Source organism: Metasolibacillus fluoroglycofenilyticus, from assembly GCF_003049645.1.
GTDB classification, from domain to species: domain Bacteria; phylum Bacillota; class Bacilli; order Bacillales_A; family Planococcaceae; genus Metasolibacillus; species Metasolibacillus fluoroglycofenilyticus.
Genome location: NZ_PYWK01000001.1, coordinates 1,356,267 through 1,382,261 on the forward strand (window position 1 = coordinate 1,356,267; position 25,995 = coordinate 1,382,261).

29 protein-coding genes and 1 riboswitch are annotated in these 25,995 nt (G+C 37.4%); of the genes, 23 read left to right on the forward strand and 6 right to left on the reverse strand.

The features are described 5' to 3' along the window. Positions 1 to 92 precede the first annotated feature (92 nt). From C9J36_RS06245 to C9J36_RS06275, 6 genes are all read left to right on the forward strand, one after another. A complete protein-coding gene (locus tag C9J36_RS06245) occupies positions 93 to 569 on the forward strand; it encodes a contact-dependent growth inhibition system immunity protein (protein WP_107942545.1) in 477 nt (158 codons plus the stop codon). A 177-nt stretch (positions 570 to 746) separates the two neighbouring features. Beyond that, positions 747 to 1,742: a pre-toxin TG domain-containing protein gene (locus C9J36_RS06250; RefSeq protein ID WP_107942546.1), complete on the forward strand. Its 996-nt coding sequence runs from the start codon at positions 747 to 749 to the stop codon at positions 1,740 to 1,742. A 13-nt stretch (positions 1,743 to 1,755) separates the two neighbouring features. Then, positions 1,756 to 2,136, forward strand: a complete 381-nt coding sequence (locus C9J36_RS06255; protein ID WP_107942547.1) for a hypothetical protein — start codon at positions 1,756 to 1,758, stop codon at positions 2,134 to 2,136. Between the two features lie 822 nt (positions 2,137 to 2,958). Further along, positions 2,959 to 3,468, forward strand: coding sequence for a hypothetical protein (locus tag C9J36_RS06265; RefSeq protein ID WP_107942549.1), 510 nt, complete (start codon positions 2,959 to 2,961; stop codon positions 3,466 to 3,468). A gap of 428 nt (positions 3,469 to 3,896) precedes the next feature. Beyond that, the gene (locus tag C9J36_RS06270; protein WP_066163736.1) at positions 3,897 to 5,144 is read left to right on the forward strand and encodes an MFS transporter; all 1,248 of its coding nucleotides are present in this window, start codon (positions 3,897 to 3,899) and stop codon (positions 5,142 to 5,144) included. Further along, positions 5,113 to 6,432: an alkaline phosphatase family protein gene (locus C9J36_RS06275; protein WP_107942550.1), complete on the forward strand. Its 1,320-nt coding sequence runs from the start codon at positions 5,113 to 5,115 to the stop codon at positions 6,430 to 6,432. Before C9J36_RS06270 ends, C9J36_RS06275 begins: the two co-directional genes overlap by 32 nt. Before the next feature lie 227 nt (positions 6,433 to 6,659). Here the strand turns inward: C9J36_RS06275 and C9J36_RS06280 are convergent, their stop codons facing one another. From C9J36_RS06280 to C9J36_RS06290, 3 genes are read right to left on the reverse strand one after another with little or no spacing between them, the layout of a single operon-like run. Next, a complete protein-coding gene (locus tag C9J36_RS06280) occupies positions 6,660 to 7,130 on the reverse strand; it encodes a glutathione peroxidase (RefSeq protein WP_107942551.1) in 471 nt (156 codons plus the stop codon). Positions 7,131 to 7,149: 19 nt separating this feature from the next. Continuing rightward, positions 7,150 to 7,662, reverse strand: coding sequence for a hypothetical protein (locus tag C9J36_RS06285; RefSeq protein WP_107942552.1), 513 nt, complete (start codon positions 7,660 to 7,662; stop codon positions 7,150 to 7,152). Further along, the gene (locus C9J36_RS06290) at positions 7,659 to 8,042 is read right to left on the reverse strand and encodes a hypothetical protein (RefSeq protein ID WP_066163728.1); all 384 of its coding nucleotides are present in this window, start codon (positions 8,040 to 8,042) and stop codon (positions 7,659 to 7,661) included. The genes C9J36_RS06285 and C9J36_RS06290 overlap by 4 nt, the downstream gene beginning before the upstream one ends. A gap of 267 nt (positions 8,043 to 8,309) precedes the next feature. Between C9J36_RS06290 and rpmG the strand changes: the two genes are divergently transcribed. The 4 genes from rpmG to C9J36_RS06310 all read left to right on the forward strand — a co-directional run bounded on the left by rpmG (position 8,310) and on the right by C9J36_RS06310 (position 11,491). After that, positions 8,310 to 8,459, forward strand: a complete 150-nt coding sequence (gene rpmG, locus C9J36_RS06295) for a 50S ribosomal protein L33 (protein WP_008408521.1) — start codon at positions 8,310 to 8,312, stop codon at positions 8,457 to 8,459. Between the two features lie 82 nt (positions 8,460 to 8,541). Continuing rightward, positions 8,542 to 9,129 carry a 5-formyltetrahydrofolate cyclo-ligase gene (locus C9J36_RS06300; protein WP_107942553.1) on the forward strand — a complete coding sequence of 196 codons (588 nt, stop codon included), beginning with the start codon at positions 8,542 to 8,544 and terminating at the stop codon, positions 9,127 to 9,129. Next, positions 9,126 to 9,332: a YqgQ family protein gene (locus C9J36_RS06305; RefSeq protein WP_066163724.1), complete on the forward strand. Its 207-nt coding sequence runs from the start codon at positions 9,126 to 9,128 to the stop codon at positions 9,330 to 9,332. Before C9J36_RS06300 ends, C9J36_RS06305 begins: the two co-directional genes overlap by 4 nt. Before the next feature lie 260 nt (positions 9,333 to 9,592). Then, entirely contained in the window at positions 9,593 to 11,491 is a 1,899-nt protein-coding gene (locus C9J36_RS06310; protein ID WP_066163722.1) for an LTA synthase family protein, read from the forward strand. Between the two features lie 250 nt (positions 11,492 to 11,741). On the opposite strand, the gene C9J36_RS06315 is transcribed toward C9J36_RS06310, so the two are convergent. Then, complete coding sequence (locus C9J36_RS06315; protein WP_066163721.1) at positions 11,742 to 11,921, reverse strand: DUF2759 domain-containing protein; 180 nt, start codon at positions 11,919 to 11,921, stop codon at positions 11,742 to 11,744. A gap of 155 nt (positions 11,922 to 12,076) precedes the next feature. Here C9J36_RS06315 and C9J36_RS06320 point away from each other — a divergent pair, with 155 nt between their 5' ends. Continuing rightward, positions 12,077 to 12,724 carry an MBL fold metallo-hydrolase gene (locus tag C9J36_RS06320; protein WP_066163719.1) on the forward strand — a complete coding sequence of 216 codons (648 nt, stop codon included), beginning with the start codon at positions 12,077 to 12,079 and terminating at the stop codon, positions 12,722 to 12,724. A 56-nt stretch (positions 12,725 to 12,780) separates the two neighbouring features. On the opposite strand, the gene C9J36_RS06325 is transcribed toward C9J36_RS06320, so the two are convergent. Continuing rightward, positions 12,781 to 13,023, reverse strand: a complete 243-nt coding sequence (locus tag C9J36_RS06325) for a DUF2626 family protein (RefSeq protein ID WP_066163718.1) — start codon at positions 13,021 to 13,023, stop codon at positions 12,781 to 12,783. Between the two features lie 715 nt (positions 13,024 to 13,738). Between C9J36_RS06325 and comGA the strand changes: the two genes are divergently transcribed. From comGA to gcvPB, 10 genes are all read left to right on the forward strand, one after another. Next, a complete protein-coding gene (comGA, locus tag C9J36_RS06330) occupies positions 13,739 to 14,758 on the forward strand; it encodes a competence type IV pilus ATPase ComGA (RefSeq protein ID WP_107942554.1) in 1,020 nt (339 codons plus the stop codon). Then, complete coding sequence (comGB, locus tag C9J36_RS06335; protein ID WP_161956380.1) at positions 14,739 to 15,809, forward strand: competence type IV pilus assembly protein ComGB; 1,071 nt, start codon at positions 14,739 to 14,741, stop codon at positions 15,807 to 15,809. Before comGA ends, comGB begins: the two co-directional genes overlap by 20 nt. Positions 15,810 to 15,831: 22 nt before the next feature. Beyond that, positions 15,832 to 16,149: a competence type IV pilus major pilin ComGC gene (comGC, locus tag C9J36_RS06340; RefSeq protein ID WP_107942556.1), complete on the forward strand. Its 318-nt coding sequence runs from the start codon at positions 15,832 to 15,834 to the stop codon at positions 16,147 to 16,149. Continuing rightward, on the forward strand, positions 16,146 to 16,580 hold the full coding sequence (locus C9J36_RS06345) for a type II secretion system protein (protein WP_066163712.1): 435 nt from the start codon (positions 16,146 to 16,148) through the stop codon (positions 16,578 to 16,580). The genes comGC and C9J36_RS06345 overlap by 4 nt, the downstream gene beginning before the upstream one ends. Before the next feature lie 97 nt (positions 16,581 to 16,677). After that, the gene (locus C9J36_RS06350) at positions 16,678 to 16,872 is read left to right on the forward strand and encodes a hypothetical protein (protein ID WP_066163710.1); all 195 of its coding nucleotides are present in this window, start codon (positions 16,678 to 16,680) and stop codon (positions 16,870 to 16,872) included. A gap of 32 nt (positions 16,873 to 16,904) precedes the next feature. Further along, complete coding sequence (locus tag C9J36_RS06355) at positions 16,905 to 17,300, forward strand: hypothetical protein (protein ID WP_107942557.1); 396 nt, start codon at positions 16,905 to 16,907, stop codon at positions 17,298 to 17,300. A 200-nt stretch (positions 17,301 to 17,500) separates the two neighbouring features. Beyond that, positions 17,501 to 18,034 (forward strand): shikimate kinase, encoded by a 534-nt coding sequence (locus C9J36_RS06365; RefSeq protein WP_066163704.1) that lies wholly within the window; start codon positions 17,501 to 17,503, stop codon positions 18,032 to 18,034. 148 nt (positions 18,035 to 18,182) lie between these two features. Further along, a riboswitch (glycine riboswitch) is annotated at positions 18,183 to 18,275 on the forward strand. Positions 18,276 to 18,444: 169 nt separating this feature from the next. Beyond that, positions 18,445 to 19,545: a glycine cleavage system aminomethyltransferase GcvT gene (gcvT, locus tag C9J36_RS06370; RefSeq protein ID WP_107942558.1), complete on the forward strand. Its 1,101-nt coding sequence runs from the start codon at positions 18,445 to 18,447 to the stop codon at positions 19,543 to 19,545. 20 nt (positions 19,546 to 19,565) lie between these two features. Next, entirely contained in the window at positions 19,566 to 20,912 is a 1,347-nt protein-coding gene (gcvPA, locus tag C9J36_RS06375; protein ID WP_107942559.1) for an aminomethyl-transferring glycine dehydrogenase subunit GcvPA, read from the forward strand. After that, positions 20,905 to 22,365, forward strand: a complete 1,461-nt coding sequence (gcvPB, locus tag C9J36_RS06380) for an aminomethyl-transferring glycine dehydrogenase subunit GcvPB (protein ID WP_066163697.1) — start codon at positions 20,905 to 20,907, stop codon at positions 22,363 to 22,365. The genes gcvPA and gcvPB overlap by 8 nt, the downstream gene beginning before the upstream one ends. Before the next feature lie 294 nt (positions 22,366 to 22,659). Here the strand turns inward: gcvPB and C9J36_RS06385 are convergent, their stop codons facing one another. Next, entirely contained in the window at positions 22,660 to 23,043 is a 384-nt protein-coding gene (locus C9J36_RS06385; RefSeq protein WP_066163695.1) for a rhodanese-like domain-containing protein, read from the reverse strand. A 368-nt stretch (positions 23,044 to 23,411) separates the two neighbouring features. Between C9J36_RS06385 and C9J36_RS06390 the strand changes: the two genes are divergently transcribed. Together C9J36_RS06390 and C9J36_RS06395 are read left to right on the forward strand one after the other, a co-directional pair. Beyond that, positions 23,412 to 24,515 (forward strand): glycerol dehydrogenase, encoded by a 1,104-nt coding sequence (locus tag C9J36_RS06390; protein ID WP_066163693.1) that lies wholly within the window; start codon positions 23,412 to 23,414, stop codon positions 24,513 to 24,515. Positions 24,516 to 25,082: 567 nt separating this feature from the next. Continuing rightward, a complete protein-coding gene (locus C9J36_RS06395) occupies positions 25,083 to 25,988 on the forward strand; it encodes a metal ABC transporter solute-binding protein, Zn/Mn family (protein WP_066163691.1) in 906 nt (301 codons plus the stop codon). Positions 25,989 to 25,995: the final 7 nt, after the last annotated feature.

The following is a 25,995-nucleotide window of genomic DNA, read 5'->3' on the forward strand; positions in this document are numbered from 1 at the left end:
AAACAAAAAAATATTACAAGATGGTTTGGATAAGGCTAATAAAAATATAAAAAAATAGAAGACTTATTTGAACCTTTTGGAGGGATATAAAAATGAAATTAAGGGATATTTATCAATTGCCACAGGGAGAAGTACAAGAAGACTATGCATTGGGTGAATGGTATAATACCTTAATAAATAAAGATATTACAGAATTAGATATTAATGATTTATGTAGAATGACTAAACAGAATATTTTTATTGAATTAGCAATAGGGTTTCTTAAGCTTAATCCTCTAGAAGGTGATGTTTATGATGGGCAGTTATTAGAGGTACTATTTTCTGTTGATATGGAAAAAATTACAGAACAAAAGGAACTACTTAAAGAAATACTTATGGACGTAAAAGAAAATATAGAAATGGATAATTTTATGAGTGATGAGGACTTTAATGAATATAAAGACCTAGTAGATAAATTTTTAACTAAAATAAACTTATACTATTACCTTGATTGGCTATATGCCTTTCAAGGCTTCTTTTTTGGTGGATACCTAGTGTCGAATAAAGCGAATATTATATTTGGGGTGTAGATAACACCTCTATAATGTTTTAACAACTTTTTAGTACGTACAACATCTTTGAATTGTATGCCATATTTAATAAATTTCACTTCGTGTAAATAACCTAAAAATCATCAGATACTATCATCCTCATCCTACGCCCGCAAGCTGCAAAACAATCTAGATGAGCTCGCACTAGTCCAGTGGATGAAGAATGATGCCAAAAGCTTCGTATTAGCTACCTACAAAAAAACGAAAAAATGGGTAAAAGGTGGCTGGCGCGAGGGTCTCTCCATCGGCGTCGATTTCATCCCCGTTGTCGGCAATCTAAAAGCCGGCATTGAAGCGGTCATCGGCATCGACCCGATTACCGGTCGCAAGCTCAGCACCGCCGAACGTGCCATCGCAGGCGCCGCCATCATCGGCGGTCCACTCGTCAAAGGGGCGAAGCATGTCGGCAAAGGCGCAATGAAAATCATCCCGAATAGCAATAAACTCGTCAACAGCCTCTCGAAACCGCTTGCCAAGCTCAAAGAGGGCGGTCAAAAAGTAGCAGAGAAAGCCGCTGCGAAGGCAACGGAGCTGAAAGCCCAAGCCAATGCGATGATGGCCCAAGCGAAGCAAGGCATGCGAGAAAGTATGGATAACGTTGATCGTGCGTTGCGGGGGAATGAGCCGCAGCTGGCGATAGTTGGGGGGAATGGCGCGAGGAATAGTGATTCGGTTGTTCAGATGAGTAAGAGTGAAAGTGTTAGTTCGGGAGGAGCTTTTAAGGGTACGGGTAAAGTTCAAACCCGAACTGAGATTATGAATACCGTTCAAAATATAATGAGTCCTGTATCAAAGAAAATTAAGGAAATCGACCCGGATGCCAAGGTTGGATATCGGGGTTCATTGGCAACAGGTCAGAAAGGTCCACATAAGGGGAATGCTCCATTTGACCCAACAGATTTTGATATTGATGCTTTTATTGTTAGTGATAAGTTGGCTTCAAGGTTCCCAATAGATGACCCTTGGAGAGCTGGAACAAAAATTAAAGAGATTAGAAGTATGCAAAAAGAAATAGACAAAACACTTAAAGACTCTTTAGAAGGTTTAAGAAGGGTGGATAAAAAGGGGAGACCTGATAAATTTACATTTAGAATATACACTCAAAAGGAATTTGAGGAAAAATATAAGAGGGGTAATCAAATAATAGATTAGGAGTGTGTTAAATATGAAAAAGTATCCGTATTTTTCTTGTTCTTTACCAATAAATTCAGAAGAAAATATCGTAGGTGTGGCAAAAATTATTTCTAGTAAAATTGCTGGCAATATACCATTTGAAGGACTAGAAGACTATATATACGAGGAAGTTCCGGCAATTTATATTAACTCAAATATATTAGGTTTTGAAGTGGTTATAAAAGGATATGGGGGGGAAAAAGGCTATTATTTAGAGGTTAATTCCCATCCAAGTAACAATGAACCGGATGATGCTGATGAAATTGATATTGATATAACAAGATATATTGCCTCACTCTTAGAGGGAACTCTGGGAATAAACATTAAGTATGGAGAAATTAAAAGCGAGAATTACATCAGCATAATAGAGTAGAGTTTAGGTGATCATTATTAGTAAGAACCTTTATAACTCTGCAAATAGGATCGTACAATACAACAAATCAAACATAAACAATTCAAGCACTTGAAAAACTTTCAAAGCTCTTTCCCACTTGCACCAAGAGGGGGAATGAGCTTTTTTGCATGCCCAAATTCAAAGGAGGATGAAACGAATGGCAAAACTTGAACAGGTAGTATAGGAAGTTGTAGGAGAGACGGTACGCTCAATCACTCAGGCACAAGCGGACTATGGACAGTTTATGGATGAGATTCGGGGTTCTGGGCAACGAGCAAGGGAACTAGCCATCATAACGAATTCAAATGCTAAAGCGGTGTTAAAAGAGATCAAAAAACCAGTTGTCAAGTCACTTGATAGCTTCAAGGAAATCGGCAAACATTTCAAAAGTGGTCTGGACAAAAGGGCAGATAATGCACTCGGTTTCTACATATGATTTTGAATATTATCTAATTCTAGATGCGGTAGATGGTATTTGGTCTGGAGCCAAAGGTAAACTCCTGAAATTATTTTATTGGTTAGATCTAGCCTTTAAACCATACAGTTTAGTGCTTTAAAAAGGGGATAAAGAAGGGATAAAAGAGCTTGTTTCATCAATCATAAATGACTCAAAAAATCTCGCTAATTCGAAGCCTTTTCAGATGAATACAGTCGACTCTGTAGACGCTTTTGTTAAGGGTGATGCAGTTGTTTTAGTTAATAGAAATACAAACAAAATATGGACTTTTTTAAATAAAAAAGAGATCGCTTATCAAGTAAGTTGAAATCCGGTTTAGATTTGATTAGAGAGTGAGGATGACTATGAATAACTATATAATATCTTTTACTAAAAAGTTTGGTTATTTTTTCGATAAAAAAGAAATCTCAAATATCATTTATTTACATGATAAGGATGATATTGAGAGATTAGACAATGTCCTTTTCTTCGAGAAAGATAATGGTGATGTTACAGGCTTGTATATAAGAGGTATGAATCCGTTAATCTCAGTGAATAGAGCTTACGATTTAGATGACTTCAATTTATTTTCAAGTTATGAAGGATTAACTGAATGTAAGGAAAATATAAAACTTAAAATAGAGTATACAGGTTTGTTTTTTAGCACTCAATACAACGAACTATTGGGTTTCTATTTGGCGAATAACCATGCATCGAGTTTTATATTTATATTATTTTTACAAGATGAAATTTATATGGAAAAGGATTGTAGTAAATACGAGGCTAGTAGTATACTTGAAAACAGATTTTCGACTGAAGGTTTTATAACTTACGAAAAAACATATGAGATCGACTGGAGACAAATAAACTTTTAAGAATTCGAATTAATAACCCATGAAGGCTAGACCATCAAGGAGTGTTATTTTAACAATTAAGCAATAAGAGCGAGAATAGGCGAGATGGCAATTTATTTACAAGGACCACTTATGGATGGCATAAGCAACAAACACACGAGATTAAACAAGCTAAAGGGTTTAAACGTTACACTTGCCATGTAGTAAAGCAGATGTCATACTGTCAATACTAAACTAACTTATATAACTTGCAAATATTATTAAATTTAGAGAATTTATAAACTTAAAGCACTTGATTGTCTATAACAGGCGACAAGTGCTTTTTTGCATGTTTAAATACCTATTTCGTAAACAATATTTCACTAATGTGAATTTTCAGCCTCTTCATGCTATTTATTTTCAATATAATGATATAATTGCAGAAAATAAGAGATGGAAGGGGGATTTCAATGAAGCTTACGAAAGAAGAAAAGTCTTGGATATTGTATGATTGTGGGAATTCGGCATATTCAATGGCTATTACTACTGCGTTGTTTCCGATTGTGTTTGGGATGTTTAATGGAGTTAACAATATGGATTTAGGTTATTTTAATTCACTTGCTAGTATATTTGTTGCTGTACTTAGTCCTATTTTAGGGGCATTTGCAGATTATAAAGATAAGAAGAAACGCTACTTTACATTTTTTGCCCTTGTCGGGATTTTATCAACTCTTTCTTTTACATTTATTTCGCCTGCAAGCGGACAATGGCAATTACTAATTGTGATGTATATACTTTCGTGTATTGGTTTTGCCGGAGCAAATATTTTCTATGATTCATTTTTAGTGGATGTGACAACGGACGAAAAAATGGATAAGGTTTCCTCGTCTGGATTTGCGTTTGGCTATATATCGAGTGTTATTCCTTTTGGTATTAGCTTAGTTGTTATTTTAATCATGGGAATGGATGCGGCAATTGGCTATCAAATTGGCTTTTTCATTACAGCACTATGGTGGGGATTATTAACAATTCCGATGATTAAGGATGTGAAGCAACGCCATTATATTGAACCAGAGCCAAATCCAATAGGTCAAAGCTTTAAGCGTTTAGGGCAAACATTTCTACAAATTAAAGATTATAAAATTGTCTTTATTTTTTTAATCGCCTACTTCTGTTACATAGATGGGGTCGACACAATCATAAAAATGGTCGTACCGTATGCAACAAGTATTTTAGGTGAGAACGCACTTGATACATTTATGCTATTAGCTATTTTGCTAGTCATTCAAATTGTCGCATTTCCATGTGCGCTTTTATATGGCTCACTTGCTAAAAAATATTCAACGCGCACAATGATTATAGCCGGTATTACGACATATATCATTTCATGTATTGCTGCGTTTTTCATTTCCGAAATGTGGCATATTTTCGTGCTTGGTATTTTAATTGGCTCTGCACAAGGAGGCATTCAAGCACTTAGCCGGTCTTACTATGGGAAAATCATACCAAAGGAACGGTCAAATGAGTTTTTTGGATTTTATAATATTTTCGGTAAATTCGCAGCTATTATTGGTCCGTTTTTAATGGCTCTTACTACGACGCTGACTGGTGAGGCGAGATATAGCATTTTATCGATTATTCCATTATTTATTATTGGTCTTATTGTCTTTTTAATGCTTCCAAAAGATGCACACTATCAAACAACAAAAGCAAGGTGATTTTATACAAATACAAAACAAGTATGTCATAGTCGTTTCGTATGATGCTTTTTCAAAGGATAACTGGGAAAGTGCAAAATCGAAACCTAATTTAGCAAAGTTAATCGAGAACGGTGCTTCAACGGATTTAGTACAAAGCGTATACCCCACCCTTACATATGTTATTCATAGCTCTTATGTAACGGGTGTGTATCCAGATAAACATGGTGTTTTCCATAACAATCCGCTTCAACCATTTGTACCAGAAAACGATCAAAATTGGCACTGGTTTAGAAGTGATATTCAAGTACCAACTATTTATGAGGCTGCTCATAAAAAAGGGTTGAAAACGGCAGGTTTATTATGGCCAGTTTCAGGAAAGGCGAAAATTGATTATAATATCCCAGAAATTAAAGCTGTAAAGAACGAAAATCAAGCATTAAAAATTTTAAAAAGCGGCAGTAAGCTATTTACATTGGCAATGGAATTAAAGTATGGCAAAGTGCGTCAAGGGATTGAACAGCCTTATTTAGATGATTTTACGACATTATGTGCTGTCGATACGATTAAAAACAAAAAACCAAATTTATTGCTTATGCACCTAATAGATTTAGATGATGCTAAACATCTACATGGTACAAAAAGCCCCGAAATTGAAAAGGTCATTGAGCGCATGGACCGTCGAATTGGTGATTTAGTGCAGGCAACGAAAGAGGTAGGCATTTATGAGGAGACGACTTTTATTATTGTTGGTGACCATAGCCAGCTAGATGTTCAATATAAAGTGTACCTAAATCGTTTATTCTATGATGAGGGCCTAATCTATGAGCACAATGGAAAGTTACAGTGGCGAGCATACATACAAAGTGCTGGTGGCTCCGCTTATTTATATATCCAGCCAGGTGATATGGAAGCAGGGAAATTGGCACTAGCCATTTTAGACAAGGCGTTGCAACAAGGTGATTATGGGATTGAAGCCATTTTAAGCACAACTGAACTGAAGGAGCTTCATGTAAGTAGCCAATTTGCTTATATGATTGAAGCGAAGGAAGGCTATGCTTTTGAAGATGACCATTTACAGGAGGCTATCGTTGATTTATATGCATTGGGTAAAAAATATGCGACACATGGCTATTTACCGAATAAGCCAAATTATACAAGCAATTTAATTATTTCCGGTAATCATGTGATAGCTGGCTCGGATATTGGGGAGGTGAGTGTCGTAGATATTGGACCGACGATTGCCTATCTATTAAACTTAGATTTCCCGAATACTGATGGGAGAGCGTTAACGGAAATATTAAAGTAATCGCTAGATTTAATATAAGAAACAAAATGGGGCTGTCCAAAAAGCCGTACATAGCCGGCATTTTGGACAGTAGCGATGATGTTCGCAAAATATTGATTCCTATAAACAGAGAACGCCTCTTTTAAAAATGGGATGAACATTGAAATCCTTCCGTAAAAGGGAAGTGATGAAAATATTGATTTCAATGCAGCGTCAAAACAAAATGGACTTTTCGGACAACTCCACTCTTATAAATAACTTGCAATCTCTTGTTCCAATTTCAATGGCTTGTCTGTTGGGGCGAAACGTTTAATAATTTGTCCGTTACGGTCAACTAGAAATTTTGTGAAATTCCATTTTACATTTTTTCCGAGCAAGCCTTTTGTTTCCTCCGTTAATCGTTTGAAGAGAGGATGTGCTGCCTCGCCATTGACTGTAATAATTTCGTGCATTGGAAATGTAACGCCGTATGTTAGGCGACAGGCTTCTGAAGCCTCCTTAGCACTATCTAACTCTTGCTTAAATTGATTGGAAGGGAAGCCTAATATAACAAGCCCTTGCTCAGCGTATTTGTCATATAGTGCTTGAAGCTCCTCGAATTGTCCTGTCAATCCGCATTTAGAGGCAGTGTTAACAATTAATAGTACCTTTCCTTCGTAGCGTGCTAATGGATAAACTTCTCCAGTGTCAGTCGTTACATCAATATCATAAATTGTCATATGCAAACTTCCTCCGTTCTTATTGCTGAGCTATTTTTCCAGTTAAAATGCGTGCCATTTGTTCTATTGTCATAGAGGAGTTTAGTTCGAATTGTCCTTTTTGTATAGAGCGTGAATACTCACGTTTGGATAAAAATAGCTCTAATTCACGTCCGTTCGTTAAAATACCTAAATCCTCTACTTGCTTGCCGATATCATAAATAGAGACACCTTCATAAATATAGACAGTTCCACTGACAATGGAATCAACCTTATCTTCTTCCTCGTTTGCCACATCGTTCTTTTTAGCAGTCGAATTGTTCACTTCTTTCTCTGCTTGCTCTTGTGCAGCTATTGTTTGCTGTAATTCAGTAATTTGCGCATTGGCATTTGCGAGCTGCTGCTCGAGCTTTTGAATATGTGCCGCTTGTTCTTTTTTGTCGTCATTTGTTGTTGTATTGTTAAGCATGGGAAGCTGTAGCTGTTTTCCTACAACTAGGAGAGCGCCAACTAAAAATAAGGCAATTCCAAATCCTCTTAAAAAGGTTTTCATAGCTTGCCCCCCGTTGCGAGAATTTGGTGTATTTGCTCTTCTGATAATGTTGAGAGTTTGCTAATTTCAGAAACAGCTAGCCCCTGCTTGTTGAGCTCAAGCACTTGGCTTACTAAAATGCTGTTGATAGGCTGTGCGGCATATGTTTGGCTAGGTGCTGTATAGTGCGCTTGCTTTTTTTTCGCTACTTGGAAATTTGGCTCAAGCATTAGTTCCTCTTCAACAATTTTTAAGCGACGCTTTAATTGATTTGTTTCTTGGAAAATGCTAATTGACAATTCTTCTACTTCTTTTTCTACTTTCTTTGCTGAATCTCGTAAAAATAGAGAAATGATAATAAAGAAAATCCCAATAATCATTAAAATAATTGACAATTCCATGTTGAACGCTCCAATCGAGGCTGCTCAAAAGGGTATTCCTTTTCTGACAGCCTGAACTATTATTATCAATATTTAATAAAACCAATGCTCCTGCGGTTACTCGTCTCAAAATGACTTTTCAGACAACCTCTTGCAATTGTCTTTCATTTTACCATAGAGCAACTTAATATGAAATGATACTAGCTTTTTTTTCGCTTTATGTTATAATGGGAAAGTCGTATAAATCATGCTCAATTTTTATTCTTAATTAGAGTGGGAGGGTTAATAATGCGCGTAAACATTACTTTAGCTTGCACAGATTGCGGCGAACGTAACTACATTTCTAAAAAGAACAAGCGTAACAATCCAGAGCGTCTTGAACTGAAAAAATATTGCTCTCGCGAGAAGAAATACACTCTTCACCGTGAAACGAAGTAATTGCTCAATTAGCCAAAGCCCCGAGTGGTTTTGGCTTTTTACTTTAAATATAGAAGATAATTTCCATAAGTGAGGAATGACAATGGATAAAAAACAAATACGTCAGGAAGTACGTAGCAAGCTAAATGCCATTTCAGATATAGATTACCGGGAGCGTTCTTTCGCAATCGGCAAGCAGTTAATGCAGCAGCCTTCTATTATAGAAGGAAAGACGATTGCTGTTACAATTTCAACGAAGCCTGAAGTCGATACAATTGCTATTATTGAGGCGTTATGGCAACAAGGCAAGACAGTTGCTGTACCTAAATGTCATCCGAAAACGAGAGAGATGACATTTTACGCAATCGAGGGCTTTTTTCAATTAGAAACCGTTTATATGGATTTAAGAGAGCCGATTCCAACTATAACTGAGCTTATTGAACGAGATACAATTGATGCGATTATTGTGCCAGGAATCGTTTTTGATAAAAAGGGCTATCGCATAGGCTATGGAGGAGGCTATTACGACCGCTACTTGCCAGGCTATCAAGGGACTTTGCTTGCACTCGCTTTCAGCGAGCAATTAGCGGAGCACGTACCTACCGAGGCTCACGATATTCCTGTCCATACAATCATTACAGAAACAGGCTATATTCATTGTACAGCAAATCGAGAGGAGCCAATGAGATGAAATCGATGATTGATATTTATGAGCTATTAAAGCAATATGGCACATATATTTATACGACAGATCGTCTTGGCGATTTAATGCTGATGGAAGATGAGATACGTGAGCTATATAAAGCAGGTATAATAGAGCCTCGTGACTTCCAAACGGCACTTTTATTAATGCGTCAAGAGGCATCCAGAATACAAATGGAACAAAAAGGGTGAAACCTTTTTGCTGAAAAGACGTACTAATATAGGACAATGGAAAATCGTGTATATGACTACAATATTCTGTCTATTGAATAATGCACGATTTTGTATTGCGAAATTTTATAAAAAGCTTTAAGATAGATTTTGTTTCATTTTAGTAGAAAAAGGGAAATAGATATGAAAGTTTTTGCTCATTAGTGGTGTGGCTGATGAAATGAAGGTGAACAAAAAAATCTTAAAGTAAAGGTTTGGAAATAAAGAAAGGATGTTGAGGAATGAGTTCTATTAGTAAATGGCCTAAACATTCAATTTTAGCTTTTGCAATTATTGCTACATGGATTAAAACAGTGATTGTGTATCAAACAAGCTTTGATATGAAAATTGAAAATGCGATGCAATATTTTATTTTATGGATTAATCCAATTAGCTTTTTATTAATTGCCTACGGATTATCACTATTTTTTAAGAAATCGACTACTCGTAATCGTTATATTTTAATTATGAGTTTAATCTTGTCGATTGTGTTGTACGGAAACGTTGCATTTTACCGTTTCTACAATGACTTTATTACATTACCAGTATTGTTCCAGACGAGCAATTTTGGTGATTTAGGAACATCTGCATTAGCTATTATTAATGTTTGGGATATTTTCTACTTTATCGACGTTATTTTTATTGCTATTTTATTGAAATTTGCTCCGAAATTAAACGGGCAATTAACTATTCGTAAAGATGTGCGCCATGCTTACTTTGTGCTAGCGGCAGCAATGCTTTTATTAAATTTAGGACTTGCTGAAACAGAGCGCCCACAGCTTTTAACACGCAGCTTTGACCGCGAATTATTAGTGAAAAATATCGGTACGTATAACTATCATTTATATGATATTTATATTCAATCAAAGTCTTCGGCACAGCGAGCGCTAGCTGATGGCAGTGAGCTTGTTGAAGTAAACAACTATGTACGTGCAAATCAGGCAGAACCAAACCCTGAGATGTTTGGTAAATATGCTGGGCGCAATTTAATTGTTGTGTCGCTTGAATCATTGCAAAACTTTGTTATTAATAATGATATGAATGGCCAAGAAGTCACACCATTTTTAAACTCGTTGACGCGAGATAAGGATACGTATTATTTTAATAATTTCTATCATCAAACAGGGTTAGGGAAAACATCTGACTCGGAGTTTATTTTAGAAAACTCCTTATTTGGTCTAGGACGAGGTGCAGTATTCTTTACACATGGTGGTAACACGTATAATTCAATGGCAGAACGCCTAGGAGATAACGGTTACTTTACAAATGTCATGCATCCAAATAATAAATCATTTTGGAATCGTGATATGATTTACCAGTCATTAAATATTCAAAAGTTTTATGATGTCAATTCGTATGAGGTTGGCGAAGGTGAGGCAGTAAACTGGGGGATGAAGGATGTTCCGTTCTTCCAACAATCAGTACAGCATATGACTGAAATGCCACAGCCGTTTTATTCACGTCTAATTACATTGACAAACCATTACCCATTCTATCTTGATCCAGAAGATATAATGATTGATGAGTATACGTCCAATTCGGGTACATTAAACCGCTATTTCCAGACGGTTCGTTATATGGATGAGGCATTAAAGGTATTTTTCGATGATTTAAAGGAAAAAGGCTTATATGATAATTCCATTATCGTCATGTATGGTGACCACTACGGTATTTCGGAAAACCATAATAAAGCGATGGCTATGTATTTAGAAAAGGAAGAGATTACGCCTTACGACAGCGCATTATTACAATCTGTTCCATTATTTATTCATATTCCAGGTGCAAATGATGGGCAGGTAATGGAAACGGCTGCGGGTCAAATTGATTTACGTCCTACGATTTTACACTTACTAGGTATTGATACGTCGAAGGATATGCAACTTGGTGCAGACCTATTCTCAGAGGACCATGAGGACTTTGTGATTTTCCGTGATGGTCGCTTTATTACAGACAAAGTAGTCTATGCAAGTGATGTATGCTATGACAAAGCTACTGGCGAGCAAATTGATATCACCGCTTGTGAGCCATTAATAGAGAGCGCGGCAACTGAATTAGGTTATTCTGATGCGATTATTAATGGAGATTTATTGCGTTTTTATGATGCACAGACAGGTAATTTGATACGAGACTCAGTGAAATAAAGATAAGTGGGGCGTCCCAAAAGCAGTGTATTACCTGCTTTTAGGACGCCTTTATTGATGTTCATTAAAGGATTAGCTAGACAAAATAGAAAAGGATTTCTTTGGAGATAGAATAAACGCCAGGGTTAGCGACCTTCTTTTGAATCTAACTTCTTTCAGCAATGGCTTTAGGTTAGCTTGATAAATCGGAAAATAAATAAAAAGACGAGCTATACCGTTGTGAAACGGCAGCTCGTCCTCTTATTAGCTATTAGTGAAGTTTTGGTGGGTATCCAGCGTTAAGAACAGTCATGACAACAAACCATCCGAAGATTGCTGCTGCACCTAGGTTGAAAACAATACCTAGAAGATTTTTTTCTTTAATTGCTTGGAATGTACCAACTACGGCAAAAATAGCTACTAAACCGAAAATAACCATTAATAAGTTCATTAAAAAGACACTCCTTTCGACATCAGAAAATGAATGTCGCAAACAATATTCCTCTTCTATTGTAAATCTTATTATACCTTTTGTCGAGCGGAAAAAGTGACGTTTGTTTGAACTTCGTATACAATTTAGAATGAATCGAATGGAGGTTTTCTATTATGAAGTTGAGTACTCGTACATATCCGCTTGGTCCTATTCAAACAAATTGTTATATTGTGAGCAATAGCGAGAAGCAATGCCTAATTTTTGACCCAGGTGAAGAAGGGGAGCGCTTAATTCGTGAAATTAAAGCAAACCAATTAAAACCAGTAGCCATTTTTTTAACGCATACACATTTTGACCATATTGGCGCAGTTAATGAGGTGCGTGATGCATTTAATATACCTGTTTACGTCCATGAAAAAGAGGTAGATTGGCTAGCTGATCCGATGAAAAATGGCTCAGGTAAATATGCTGAATTACCGAACTATGTTGTAAATGCACCGAAAGAGGAACATATTATTCGACAAGAGCAAGTGTTTAATATTGCAGACTTTACATTCAAGGCAGTATTTACACCAGGGCATTCCCCAGGCAGTATCTCCTATATATTTGAAGAGGATGGCTTTGCGATTGTAGGAGACACATTATTTGAGGGCAGCATTGGACGTACGGATTTAATTGCTGGTTCAATGCCAGTGCTGTTAAAGTCTATTCATGATAAGCTACTCACATTGGCGGAGGACACGATTATTTATCCGGGTCATGGAAATTATACGACACCTGCTGCCGAAATGGAAATGAACCCATTTTTGAATGGCTTTTAAATAATAAAAAAGCGTGGACGAAGTAATTTTACTTTGCCCACGCTTAAATGTTGTGATTAATGTCCTCCACCAGGTACGTGCATAAATGTTGTGTAATATGTGAAACCTGCGAAGAAAATAGTTAAATAAGCACCGAAAATGTACATATACATGCGCTCTGAAAGGTTTAAAAAGCCTAATAATAAGAATAAACCAGTATTACCTACGAATAATAGCGAAACCTCGTACATTCCACCTAAGTAGAACATAATAGCGAAAACACCCGTCCAGAATGCCATAACTTTATACATATTGCTCATGTGTAATTCCCCTCCTTCTATATACAAATACAATCTTCTCCAATCCATTATAAATGATTTCACTGAAGAAAGTAAACTGGAACTTCCACTTTCTTTGTGACAAAGCAGTGTACATTTTTTCTAAAATGCAAAAGTAATTGTAATAGTTAATTTTTTTAAAAAAAGATTAATGGAAACGTTGATTTTTTCTAAATAAATGAAGGACAATGTTAGTTTGTCAATGCTTTTCCGTCGATTCAAACATATAGTGAAAAAGTAGATTACACCTCGGCTAACTCTAGTCCAAATTTTTTTGAGCTGTTTGGTGTAGGTTAACCTAAAACCGTCATGACATGCGTCGACGGTTATTTGACCCGCATCACACAGGCATCTCTTCAAATCTGTGACATCCGCAGGAGTACGGTGTTGGCGTGGTCTTTGGATTACCAGCGTGCGTCCTGCTACCCATACATTTATCTTTCCACCAATAGAGGTGGGAGACTTCTCTATTTGTCACTTCGCTTTCGATACAAAAATTTGCTCCTACAATAAACTATCACCATCCTCATCGCAAAAAACATAAAGAAGTTAAACCTTTAATAAAAAATAGCGAAATTTGAAATATTGCTATAAAAAAATAGGTCAAAAATTTATTTTGCTCAAACCGCTTTTCGAATGTATTTTCTCCTACTATAATTGCGCTAAGATAGCTAGTTAGTGAAAAATCGAAAGAGAGGTGTGTTGTATAGAAACAGAATCGATTGTTGTGAGAAAAAGTGAGCAATTGATAGAAGAAGCATTGGCATTTAGCGCATCCGATATTCATTTATCCCCAACAAATGACCGCTACAGCGTAGTATTTCGCAAATATGGCAAAATGCATGTAAAAGGTGAGTTACCTCAAGAAATAGCTACAAGAATTATTACGTACTATAAATTTTTATCTGCACTTGATATAAGTGAAAAGCGCAAACCTCAAAGTGGCGCATTTCAAAAAGAATTTGAACAAACCGTTTTTGCGTTTCGAATATCGACATTGCCTTCCGTGCTAGGGAAGGAGAGCTTAGTTATTCGTATTTTAAAACAGAATATGACATTACCACTTGCAGAGCTAAGCTATGACATAAAGATGGCTAGAAAAATTGAACAGCTTGTGCAAAATAGACAAGGGCTCCTGCTTTTTTGTGGTGCGACAGGAACAGGTAAATCGACATCTCTCTACTCTTTAATTCATTATTGCTGTACTGAGTTAAAACGTCATGTCATTTCATTGGAGGACCCAGTCGAGAAAAATCATGAACAAATTATCCAAATACAGGTGAATGAACGTGCAGGGGTAACCTATGCGGAAGGGTTGCGAGCAATTTTGCGGCACTCTCCTGATGTCATTATGATAGGTGAAATTCGCGATGCTGAAACAGCGGAAATTGCTATTCAAGCCGCACTTAGTGGTCATTTAGTATTATCCACTGTTCATGCTAAAAATACAGTTAACTGCCTATATCGGTTAATGGATTTAGGTGTATCGCTAGATGAATTGCGACAAGCTACGGTTGGCATTATCGCCCAAACGCTCGTTGAAACAAAAGTAGAGGATGGCCGCAAAGCAATTTTCGAGCTTTTAAGCGATGTTCATTTATACGAGGCATTTGTTGCTATTGCACATGGGGAGGCTTATTCACTCCACTATCATCACACGCTCGAACATCAAAGATACCAAGTGGAAGGGTCGCCCTATGCACGTTTCACGCATTAATCATCGCTTCATGCAATGTGCTATTCGTCCGAAATTTCAAGTGAAGCGGTTGCCTGAGCTAATCGAACGAATGAGTCAGCTACTTCAAGAAGGCTATACTTTTGCGGATTGTATTACAATGTTACTTCCTTATCATGTAAAGGATTGTGCGTACTGGCAAGAGCTAGTAGATGACTGTTTTCAAAAGGGGCAAAGTGTCACATTTATTTTGCGTCAATTAGGTGTAAAGTCAAGGTTTTTAATAGCGATTCAGTTGGCAGAAGCGACAGGTCAGCTTGCAAATACCCTTCAAATTATTGCGCAACAAATGCGATTTCAAGAAAAAATGAAGCTACGTTTTACGAAAATATTATTATACCCCGCACTGCTCTTTACTTTTATCATTTCATTATTCATAGCATTTCGGCTCTATTTTTTGCCAACAATTGAACAAATGCTATACTCAAGAACAATAAAAACTGAAAATACCACAATACAATGGACAAGATTTTTTCTTCATGTCCCAGATTACATTATAATTAGCGCATTTTGCCTCATTGTAATAACGGTCATTGCCTCGATTTATATCCGTCACAAGAGAGTAGATTTACAATTGTATATATTATTAAAAATACCAATATTAAGCTATTTTTGGACCTTACTGATGACGAGGCGGTTTGCACGCTCATTAGGTGATTTATTAGTAAGTGGCATGTCATTACAGCAATCACTCCATTATTTGGAGCAACAAGACCTGCAACCACAGCTCAGCTATATTGCCAAGCGTATTGGCGCACGAATCATTTATGGCGATAGTTTAGCACAAACTGTTTTATTAATTGGTTTTTTCTTACCTCGATTCGAGCAATTTATCGAGCATGGCGAAAAAAGTGGGCTGCTCGGTCGAGAGTTGTTAATTTACGCTGAATTGCTTGATCAAAAGCTAGAAAATATTATACACAATACAATGCAGCTTATTCAGCCGATATTATTTTTAATCATTGCTGCATGCATTATCGCCGCCTATTTAAGCATTTTATTGCCGATGTATAAAATGCTCGAAGTCATTTGATTACACTAGGAGGGATGAAAAATTGAAAAATGAAAAGGGCTTTACTTTAGTGGAAATGTTAGTTGTGCTGCTAATTGTTTCGATTCTTATTTTGGTAACTATACCAAATGTAACGAAGCATTTTGCGACCATTGATAGCAAGGGTTGTTCAGCTTATATGACGATGCTACAAGGGCAAGTTGAGGCGTATAAGATTGACCATATGACAACGCCAACTGTTACTGATTTGTTCAACGGGGAATACATCGAAAGTGAGGAGGCGAAATGTCCGAATGGCGAGCTTGTCACAATTAATGAGGAAGGGAAAGTAATACTTGTAGGAAATAGTGAGGAAGGATGAGACGAAATGAGGATGGTTTTACTTTTATAGAAATGTTACTCGTCTTAGCAATTATATCCTTGCTTAGCTTTTTAACGCTTACTTTTTCTCTTCGACAAATGAAGCTTGATATTTATGAAAAAACGATACAGCAGTTTGAGCTTGATTTGCTGGAAATGCAAGCATTGTCAATCAAAAATGGTTTGGCTACGAGGTGCTGGGTTAGGGAAGGAGAAGAATTACAATGCTTTCAACATTATGGTGAATTGCTTATTTCCCGCCACCTTCCAGAGGGGATTACTGCAAATATTTACACGACTAATACGCGAATTGAGTTTACTGGTTATGGAACAATTGTTAATTTTGGAAGAATAGAGTTTTTAATGGGAGAGAGGCGAATGATATTTTCAATTAATTTAGGAAAGGGGAGAATGCGTCTTCTTTCGCAATAATCAAGGATTTTCAGTTGTTGATAGTTTGTTTGGTTTAGTTATTATTTTTTGTTTAGCTAGCACGTTGTTGCCTATGTTAACTCATTTACAGGGGAATTTGGCTAATAAAAAAACAGAGCTCCATGCGAGTGAGGTTGCATTAAATGGCGCTCGTATTGTACAGCTATACGGTATTACAAGTGGCGAAATGACCATTCAAAAAATACTTTATGCTTGGCATTATAGCGCTGGGGAAATATGTGTTGATTTTGATAATGTAAAGGGGCGTCGACAAAAATGTGTCGGCTTGTAAAGCATATATCCACTCAGAAGGGCTTTACTTTTATGGAGGCTATATTTCAGCTTGGTGCTTTGCTTCTATTCGCCAAGCTTTTATTGTTCATTATCATATATATGTCGCCTCTTTATAAACATAATGCTACACAGGAAGCTAGATGGGAAATGTTTATTGCAGATTTGCAAAATTACATTGTGGCAGCCGATGAGGTTCACATACGCAATGGAGGGGCAGAAATACAAGTTGTCCAGGGAAGTTTAAATCATTATATTAGCAAATCAAGTGAGACAATTCGTGTGCGCTTAAATTCAGGGAATGAAATTTTATTTGTAGGTGTTAGCTCTGTGCATTTTCAAAAAATAAATAGCTATCTTGTGTTAAATGCACAATTGATGGATGGCTCAAAAGAGGAGCGAATATTTATTGTTCCACCTGAAAAATGAACGAGGGGCATTGTTTCCGATAGCGATTATACTGCTATTTCTTATCGCAGGATTATGTATAACATATGCAGTAAATTATCAATCTAAGCTAAAAATTTATAATTCGTTGGAATTCGTCAATGTTCGTGCTACGATAAACATACTAACGAAAATTGGTGAATAGATTGAACTTGATTTTGATGTGATAAGAAGGTGAAGCAATGCGCAAAATTTATTTAGTGGGCTTTATGGGCTGTGGTAAAAGCGCAATAGGTCGAAGGTTAAGCTTTTATTTGAAAATGCCTTACTATGATATGGACAAAGAAATTGTCAGACAGCAGGGGATGACGATACCAGAAATCTTCGAGAAGTATGGGGAGGCACACTTTCGGCGGTTGGAAACTGAATTTTTAGAGAACTTCCGCGATGAAGCGTGCATTATTGCAACAGGTGGGGGCGTAGCTGTAAATGCGGAAAATCGTAAAATTATGCGTCGTACAGGCCTTGTGTTCTTCCTTGATGCAACCTTTGAAGATATATATATGCGCATAAAAAATGATAAAAATCGTCCGATTGTACAAAGTTCTACAAAGGAACAGCTGCATCAGCTATATTTAGAGCGTCGGAAATTTTACAGAGAAGTAGGGCATATACAAGTATTAACTGCTGGGAGAACACTTCGTCTCATTGTGGAATATATAGGATTTCAAGTAAATCGCTTAAAAGGCGAACGAAATAATTTATATGTTCAATAATGTTCGTGTCTGGTTATAAAATTAAAAAATGATTGCGTTTTTATCACATCTAATGTTAGGATATGGCTTAGATAGTGTCTATTCTTTCAAAAAGATATGACGAAGTAGTTTGTAGTTGACAATCTATTTTAAAACATCATTACTGCGGATGATTGTACGGGGAGAGAACGTGATGTGGCGTCGCCGAAGGAGCAAGTAGCAAAGCTATGAATCTCTCAGGCAAAAAGACTCGTACAGGACGCAACTCTGGAGAGTGCTTCTTATTTACCTAAGTAGCCACCAAAGGGGAAAGCCTATTATGTGAAATGATTCAATAATAGGTGTAACTTTCAGGTGCAAGGACAGAGAATTCCAAATACAAGGGATTCGTCTGTCTTTTTTGATGTAATTAATGTGAGGAGGAACGTGGAATGACAGAATTAAAACGCACACCGCTATTTGATGCATATGCACAATATGGTGGGAAAACAATCGACTTTGGTGGATGGGAATTACCAGTGCAATTTTCATCGATTAAAGACGAGCACGATGCGGTACGAAATCGCGCAGGTTTATTCGATGTATCGCATATGGGAGAGATTTTTGTAGAAGGTAACGATGCGCTTGCATTTTTGCAAAAAATCTTATCGAATGATATTTCTAAAATAGCAATTGGTGGTGCACAGTACAGTGCAATGTGCTATGAATCTGGCGGTGTTGTTGATGATTTATTAACGTATCGTTTATCTGAAAATAACTACTTACTATGCGTGAACGCTGCAAATATCGAAAAGGATTTCGAGTGGATGCTACAGCATGTAGAAGGTGATGTAACGATTGTAAATCGTTCAAGCGAGTTCGCACAAATTGCATTACAAGGACCTTTAGCAGAAGAAGTACTACAAACTTTAACAGCAACAGACCTAAAAGAAATTAAATATTTCAAATTCCAAGAAAATGTAGAAATTGCGGGACATAAAGTACTTGTATCACGCAGTGGTTATACTGGTGAAGATGGTTTTGAGCTTTACGGCACACCTGAGGCAATTATTGCTCAATGGCATAAAATTCTAGAAGCTGGAAAAGAACAGGGCGTCGTGCCAGCGGGTCTTGGTGCACGTGATACACTTCGTTTTGAAGCTGGCTTGCCGCTTTATGGTCAAGAGCTATCAAAAGATATTTCTCCATTAGAGGCAGGGATTGGCTTTGCGGTAAAGCTTCAGAAAGAACCGAAATTTATCGGTCAAGAAGCGTTAATCGCACAAAAAGAAGCGGGGCTGACACGTAAATCTGTAGGTCTAGAGATGGTTGGCAAAGGTATTCCTCGACACGGTTATAAAGTGTTTAAAGATGGCGTAGAAATTGGTGAAGTAACAACAGGCACGCAATCGCCATTAACAAAACGTAATATTGGTGTCGCTTTATTAAATACAGCTTTTACTGAAGTAGGAACAGAAATTGAAATCGAAGTTCGCGGTAAGTTAGTGCCAGCAGTAATAGTGGCAACACCTTTTTATAAGCGATCAAAATAATAGTTGAAAAGAGGGTTCTCATGAAACATCGTTATTTACCAATGACGGAACAGGACAAACAAGAAATGTTAGCAACAATTGGCGTTGATTCAATTGATGCACTATTCTCAGATATTCCAGAGGAAGTTCGTTTCCAAGGGCAATATGACATTAAAGAAGCAAAATCAGAAGCAGCATTAATGAAAGAGCTAGCAGCATTAGCAGCGAAAAACAAGGATACAGCAGCAAACGTATCATTTTTAGGTGCGGGCGTTTATAACCACTACAAGCCTGTAATTGTTGACCATGTTATTTCTCGTTCAGAGTTTTACACTGCTTACACACCATATCAACCAGAAATTTCACAAGGTGAGCTACAAGCGATTTTTGAGTTCCAAACGATGATTGCAGAATTAACAGGCATGGATTTAGCGAACTCATCAATGTATGATGGCGGTACATCACTTGCTGAAGCAGGTATGCTAGCAGCGGGTCATACGCGTCGTAAAAAAATTCTTGTATCGGGTGCGATACATCCAGAATATAAAGATGTTGTGGCAACATACGCATACGGTCAATCAATCGAAATCGTTGCAGTGCCAACGAAGGATGGCGTAACGGATATTGAAGCACTAAAAGGCTTAGTGGATGATCAAACAGCGGCTGTAATGGTACAATATCCAAACTTCTTTGGTCAAATTGAAGATTTAAAAACAATTGGCGAAATTACGCACGAAGCAAAAGGTTTATTTGTCGTATCAGCAAACCCATTAGCCCTTGGGGTATTAACACCTCCAGGTAAGCTTGGTGCTGATATTGCAGTAGGTGATGCACAAGTATTCGGTATTGCAGAAGGCTTCGGCGGTCCTCACTGTGGTTATTTTGCAGTAACATCAAAATTAATGCGTAAAGTACCTGGTCGTTTAGTTGGTGAAACAGTTGACGAGCAAGGTCGCCGTGGTTATGTATTAACATTACAAGCGCGTGAACAGCATATCCGTCGTGATAAAGCGACATCAAATATTTGTTCGAACCAAGCATTACTAGCACTTGCAGCTTCTGTTGCAATGACGGCATTTGGTAAGCAAGGAATTCAGGAAGTGGCAAAGCAAAATATCGTTAAAACACGCTATGCAAAAAATGCTTTTGAAGCTGCTGGCTTTGAAGTTGCTTATCAAGGTGCACACTTCAATGAAATCGTTGTGAAAACGAAAAAATCTGTTACTGAAATTAATAAAGGCTTAATTGACAAAGGCATTATCGGTGGTTTTGATTTAGGTCGTGTATATCCTGAGCTAGAAAACCATGCGTTAATCGCTGTAACAGAGCTACGTACTAAAGAAGAAATTGACGCATTCGTTGCAGAGATGGGGGCTTACAATGCATAACGAAAACCAATCACTCATTTTTGAAATTACAAAACCTGGTCGTGTTGGCTATAACTTAGAGCCGCTTGATGTGCCAGAATACGATTTAGCAGACTTATTACCAGAAGGCTATGTGCGCGAAGAGGCTGCTGAGCTACCAGAAGTATCTGAATTAGATATTATGCGCCATTACACAGCCCTGTCTCGCCGTAACCATGGTGTAGACTCAGGCTTCTATCCACTCGGCTCATGTACAATGAAGTACAATCCAAAAATTAACGAAGCTGTAGCGCGTTTTAGCGGCTTCGCGAATGTGCACCCATTACAGGACGAATCAACGGTACAAGGTGCAATGGAGCTATTATATGATTTACAAACCTCTCTAGAAGAAATTACAGGTATGGATGAAGTAACATTACAACCAGCAGCAGGTGCGCACGGTGAGTGGACAGCGTTATTGATGATTCGCGCATTCCACGAGGCAAATGGTGAAGGTCACCGTAATAAAGTGATTGTTCCTGACTCAGCGCACGGTACTAACCCAGCATCTGCAACAGTTGCGGGCTTTGAAACAATTACAATTAAATCAGGTGAGGACGGTCTTGTGGACTTAGAGGATTTACGCCGTGTTGTAGGTCCTGATACAGCAGCATTAATGCTAACAAACCCAAATACACTTGGTTTATTCGAAGAAAACATCATTGAGATGGCAAAAATCATCCATGAAGTAGGCGGGAAAGTTTATTATGATGGTGCTAACTTAAACGCAGTTATGTCAAAAGCACGCCCTGGCGATATGGGCTTTGACTGCGTGCACTTAAACTTACACAAAACATTCACAGGTCCACACGGTGGCGGTGGCCCAGGGTCGGGTCCAGTTGGGGTAAAAGCAGATTTAATTCCGTTCTTACCAAAGCCAGTCTTGGTGAAAAAAGAAGATGGTACATTCCACTTCGATTACAATCGTCCGCAATCAATCGGTCGCGTGAAGCCTTACTACGGTAACTTCGGTATTAATGTACGTGCATATACGTATATTCGTACAATGGGTCCAGACGGCTTAAAAGCGGTGACAGAATATGCGGTATTAAACGCTAACTATATGATGCGTCGCTTAGAAGAATTTTATGATTTACCGTATAACCGTCATTGTAAGCATGAATTCGTTTTATCTGGTCGCCGTCAAAAGAAACTTGGCGTACGTACGCTTGATATTGCGAAACGTTTACTTGACTTTGGCTATCATCCACCAACAGTATACTTCCCGCTTAATGTGGAAGAAGGTATTATGATTGAGCCAACTGAAACGGAATCAAAAGAAACATTGGATGCATTCTGTGATGTAATGATTGCAATTGCAAAAGAAGCAGAAGAAAATCCAACAATCGTACAAGAAGCACCACATACGACAGTTGTATCGCGCTTAGATGAAGCCCGCGCAGCTCGTACACCTGTGCTACGTTATACAAAATAATGGCAAGGGACGTCCCTAAAGCCGTGCAGTTGCCGGCTTTAGGGGCGTTTTTATATTAGTAGGCGGAAAGTACCGATTCGCTCATAAGATGGCTAAATTCGCTCATAAACCGAACGAATTCGCTCATAAATCATCTGAATTCGCTCATAAACTACTCAAAATCGTATTTGAATGCGTTGTCAAAATAAAACGTCGAAAAATGTTTTTGTTATTTTGTTCGGGGTGAACTCTTTAAAGAAACACAAACAATAGCGTCTAAAATGTCGGCAACCGCACGACATTTTAGACGCTATTTTATGCCTTTGATTTAATCTTGCCTGTCCAAGTTCTGAAGCCGCCTTGGAGCTGATAGATTTGATTAAAGCCGCGCTTTTTTAGCATGAGTGCTGCACGTGCGCTACGGCCTGTGTTTTGGCAGTATAAGTATACTGGTAAGTCTGGACGAATTTCTTTGTAGCGTGTGTTGAGCTGTGTTGATGGGATATTACGAGCGCCTAAAATATGTCCAGCATCAAACTCTTTTGCTTCACGCAAGTCGATTAATTGTGCTTTGCGGTAGCCTTGAATAAATTCATCCTGTGTTAAATTCGTTACCGCCTTTTTCAACCGCATTGAGCTAATTAAAATATATACAGCGATGACTGCAATAACGATAAGTAGTGTAATCAAAATTTTCACTGCGAGTAAACCCCTTTCTATTTCTAAAATATATTATAAAAGATTATAGATTAAATGTACAGCGAACGTTGATATAACAGGGTTTTTTATATGCTTTTTGCGGAGTTAAAATATTTTATTTTGATTTAGCAATTGCAGTGATAAGTAACCGCAAAATACAAAGTAATTCATCGAGAAGCTACTAAATCCTACCATTACACAAGATGATGATAATTTTTTTTATTGATAATTAAAGTTTTGAAATAAGAAGATATGCCATATTTTCCTAATAGACCTTCATTATGCATAAGTTGTTTAACTTTTCAGTAAATATTTTTGTGTTTAAAGTAAATAACTATGAAGAAATCCAATTGCAGAGGGGACTTATAATGTTTAAAAAGCCAAAATCCATTACATCACCTAAAAAATTTATAGTCGGTCAAAATTTATTGAAAACATTACCGAATTATACAAAGGTATATGGTGACCACGCTTATGTAATATGTGATGAGTTTATTCTTGAACGTGCCAAGGAAGAAGCTGGTAAGTCTTTTGAAAGTGAAGGCTATAAAAGTGAATTTGTAAAATTTAATTATGAAATTACGCAGGGAGAAATTGATAAACACCGTGAATTAGTCAAACAATCTGGAGCAAACGTAATTGTTGGTATCGGTGGCGGAAAAACATTAGACACAGCTAAAGCAACTGCTTATTATGAGCACTTACCTGTAGTAATTTTTCCGACCATTGCTTCAACTGATGCACCATGTACAGCCCTTGCAGTTATTTATAATTCTGATGGTTCATTCGACCGTTATTTGTTTTTACCATCAAATCCAGATGTTGTATTGGCGGATACTACGATATTAGCTGCGGCACCGACACGTTTTTTTGTAGCTGGGATTGGAGATGCCCTTGCTACTTATTTTGAAGCACGTGCATGTTACCATAAAAATGGTGATAATTTGGTGAATTTAAAACCAACTTTATCAGGGTTAGGAATTGCTAAAATGTGCTATGACACCATTATAGAATATGGTCTTCAAGCAAAAATCGCAGTTGATCAAGGTATATCCACACTAGCAGTTGAAAATATAATTGAAGCGACCATTTATTTAAGTGGTGTAGGCGCTGAAGCTGGTGGCTTAGCTGCTGCCCATGCTATTCATAATGGAATGACTGCTGTTCCATCACTTCATGGTGCACAACATGGTGAAAAAGTAGTATTTGGTGTTTTAACACAGCTTGTCTTAGAAAGTGCACCAAAAGAGGAAATTGAAGATGTAATTCAATTTATCAAAGAGATTGGTTTACCATTAACTTTAAATGATCTTGGTCTGGATGAATTCCGAGAAGAGGAGTGGAGAAAAGTGGCTGAAACTGCCTGTGCCGAAGGAGATACCATGAAAAATATGCCGCATCCAGTTACTCCTGATGATGTGTATCAAGCAATTATTGCTGCAAATGCATTAGCAGAGCATTATCAAAATTAGTATCCTTTATATAGCGTTATATATACACAAGCAACCGCAGAAATGAGGTTGCTTTTTATCGTTATTTAGCGGAATTTTCTCCTTTATGAAATTAATAAAAAGCGTATTTATTTTGCTAGCTATTGAGAGGATTTTCTAATGAATTGTTTCGTAGAATACTTGGCACAAAAATTTTTTTGATATTTTAGCTTGCAATTTCTTTCGTTATAGCATATATTTTTCCTTAGAGAAACATATTAGCTCTACCGAAAGATAGTGGTCATTGCGAAAAATGTTCTAATGATTGCTTATGTATTTATAACAAAATTAGTAAGAATCGCGATATTACTTGCTGTTATATAGATAAGCAAATGCTATATGCTTCGGAAAATTTAACTTCTTTCAGTTGGTGTCCAAATACCCACTGATAAAGAAGAGCACAGTCTAAGAGTGCCACTACACGCGCACAATGGTTGAGTGACCAACATCGTGTTGCCCCAAGCTCCGGTGGATGTAACAGGGCGTGACAGTTTTAGGTTAATTTCCGCTGGGGCAATATTGATAAATAGAAAGGGAGTTTAGTTGATAATGAAACGGTTTTTAGCAGTTATGGGATTAATTTTATTGTTAGCCGCATGTAGTGATGGAGGAGAGGAAAGAGAAGGAAATGTTGTGGCGACTACAGGACAAATTGGGGATGCGATCAAAATAATAGGTGGGGAGCATTTACAAGTGACGACATTAATGGGGCCGGGTGTAGACCCCCATTTATACAAAGCAACGCAAAGTGATTTAACAAAGCTAGATAGAGCGGAAGTGATTTTTTATAACGGCTTATATTTAGAAGGGCAGATGCAGGATATTTTTAATCAAATGGCTGAGGAAAAAACGGTATTGGCAGTAGGTGAGCAGCTAGATAAAGGTGCATTATTAGCTGATGATGAGGATGCTGCATTACATGACCCGCATATTTGGTTTGATATTGATTTATGGAAAGAGGTCGTAGCTGCGATTGGAGCTACATTAGTTGGGGAGTATCCCGAGTACAAGGATGATTTTGAAGCAAATGAAGCGGCATACTTGGCGCAATTAGATGAATTAAAGGAATATGTGACTAGTCGTGTGGAGGAAATTCCAGCACAACAAAGAATCTTAGTTACTGCTCATGATGCCTTTAATTATTTTGGTGAAAGCTTAGGCTTTGATGTAAGAGGGTTGCAAGGCTTGAGCACAGATTCGGAATATGGGGTAAAGGATGTGCAAAATATGGTTGATTATTTAGTAGAAAATAATATTAAAGCTATTTTCATAGAGTCTAGCGTATCGGATAAGGCAATGAAGGCAGTTATTGAAGGTGCAAAGGAGAAAGGGCATGCTGTCATTATTGGTGGCGAATTATTCTCGGATGCAATGGGTGCTGAAGGAACGGAAGAGGGCACGTATTTAGGTATGTATAAATATAATGTCGACACAATTGTCGATTCATTGAAGTAGGTGGAGT

Bases quoted from the DNA above. Each gene is read 5' to 3' on its own strand.
- C9J36_RS06245 (WP_107942545.1), top strand. From the start codon at position 93: ATGAAATTAAGGGATATTTATCAATTGCCACAGGGAGAAGTACAAGAA.
- C9J36_RS06250 (WP_107942546.1), top strand. From the start codon at position 747: ATGAAGAATGATGCCAAAAGCTTCGTATTAGCTACCTACAAAAAAACG.
- C9J36_RS06255 (WP_107942547.1), top strand. From the start codon at position 1,756: ATGAAAAAGTATCCGTATTTTTCTTGTTCTTTACCAATAAATTCAGAA.
- C9J36_RS06265 (WP_107942549.1), top strand. From the start codon at position 2,959: ATGAATAACTATATAATATCTTTTACTAAAAAGTTTGGTTATTTTTTC.
- C9J36_RS06270 (WP_066163736.1), top strand. From the start codon at position 3,897: ATGAAGCTTACGAAAGAAGAAAAGTCTTGGATATTGTATGATTGTGGG.
- C9J36_RS06275 (WP_107942550.1), top strand. From the start codon at position 5,113: ATGCACACTATCAAACAACAAAAGCAAGGTGATTTTATACAAATACAA.
- C9J36_RS06280 (WP_107942551.1), bottom strand. From the start codon at position 7,130: ATGACAATTTATGATATTGATGTAACGACTGACACTGGAGAAGTTTAT.
- C9J36_RS06285 (WP_107942552.1), bottom strand. From the start codon at position 7,662: ATGAAAACCTTTTTAAGAGGATTTGGAATTGCCTTATTTTTAGTTGGC.
- C9J36_RS06290 (WP_066163728.1), bottom strand. From the start codon at position 8,042: ATGGAATTGTCAATTATTTTAATGATTATTGGGATTTTCTTTATTATC.
- rpmG (WP_008408521.1), top strand. From the start codon at position 8,310: ATGCGCGTAAACATTACTTTAGCTTGCACAGATTGCGGCGAACGTAAC.
- C9J36_RS06300 (WP_107942553.1), top strand. From the start codon at position 8,542: ATGGATAAAAAACAAATACGTCAGGAAGTACGTAGCAAGCTAAATGCC.
- C9J36_RS06305 (WP_066163724.1), top strand. From the start codon at position 9,126: ATGAAATCGATGATTGATATTTATGAGCTATTAAAGCAATATGGCACA.
- C9J36_RS06310 (WP_066163722.1), top strand. From the start codon at position 9,593: ATGAGTTCTATTAGTAAATGGCCTAAACATTCAATTTTAGCTTTTGCA.
- C9J36_RS06315 (WP_066163721.1), bottom strand. From the start codon at position 11,921: ATGAACTTATTAATGGTTATTTTCGGTTTAGTAGCTATTTTTGCCGTA.
- C9J36_RS06320 (WP_066163719.1), top strand. From the start codon at position 12,077: ATGAAGTTGAGTACTCGTACATATCCGCTTGGTCCTATTCAAACAAAT.
- C9J36_RS06325 (WP_066163718.1), bottom strand. From the start codon at position 13,023: ATGAGCAATATGTATAAAGTTATGGCATTCTGGACGGGTGTTTTCGCT.
- comGB (WP_161956380.1), top strand. From the start codon at position 14,739: ATGCACGTTTCACGCATTAATCATCGCTTCATGCAATGTGCTATTCGT.
- C9J36_RS06345 (WP_066163712.1), top strand. From the start codon at position 16,146: ATGAGACGAAATGAGGATGGTTTTACTTTTATAGAAATGTTACTCGTC.
- C9J36_RS06355 (WP_107942557.1), top strand. From the start codon at position 16,905: ATGGAGGCTATATTTCAGCTTGGTGCTTTGCTTCTATTCGCCAAGCTT.
- C9J36_RS06365 (WP_066163704.1), top strand. From the start codon at position 17,501: ATGCGCAAAATTTATTTAGTGGGCTTTATGGGCTGTGGTAAAAGCGCA.
- gcvT (WP_107942558.1), top strand. From the start codon at position 18,445: ATGACAGAATTAAAACGCACACCGCTATTTGATGCATATGCACAATAT.
- gcvPA (WP_107942559.1), top strand. From the start codon at position 19,566: ATGAAACATCGTTATTTACCAATGACGGAACAGGACAAACAAGAAATG.
- gcvPB (WP_066163697.1), top strand. From the start codon at position 20,905: ATGCATAACGAAAACCAATCACTCATTTTTGAAATTACAAAACCTGGT.
- C9J36_RS06390 (WP_066163693.1), top strand. From the start codon at position 23,412: ATGTTTAAAAAGCCAAAATCCATTACATCACCTAAAAAATTTATAGTC.
- C9J36_RS06395 (WP_066163691.1), top strand. From the start codon at position 25,083: ATGAAACGGTTTTTAGCAGTTATGGGATTAATTTTATTGTTAGCCGCA.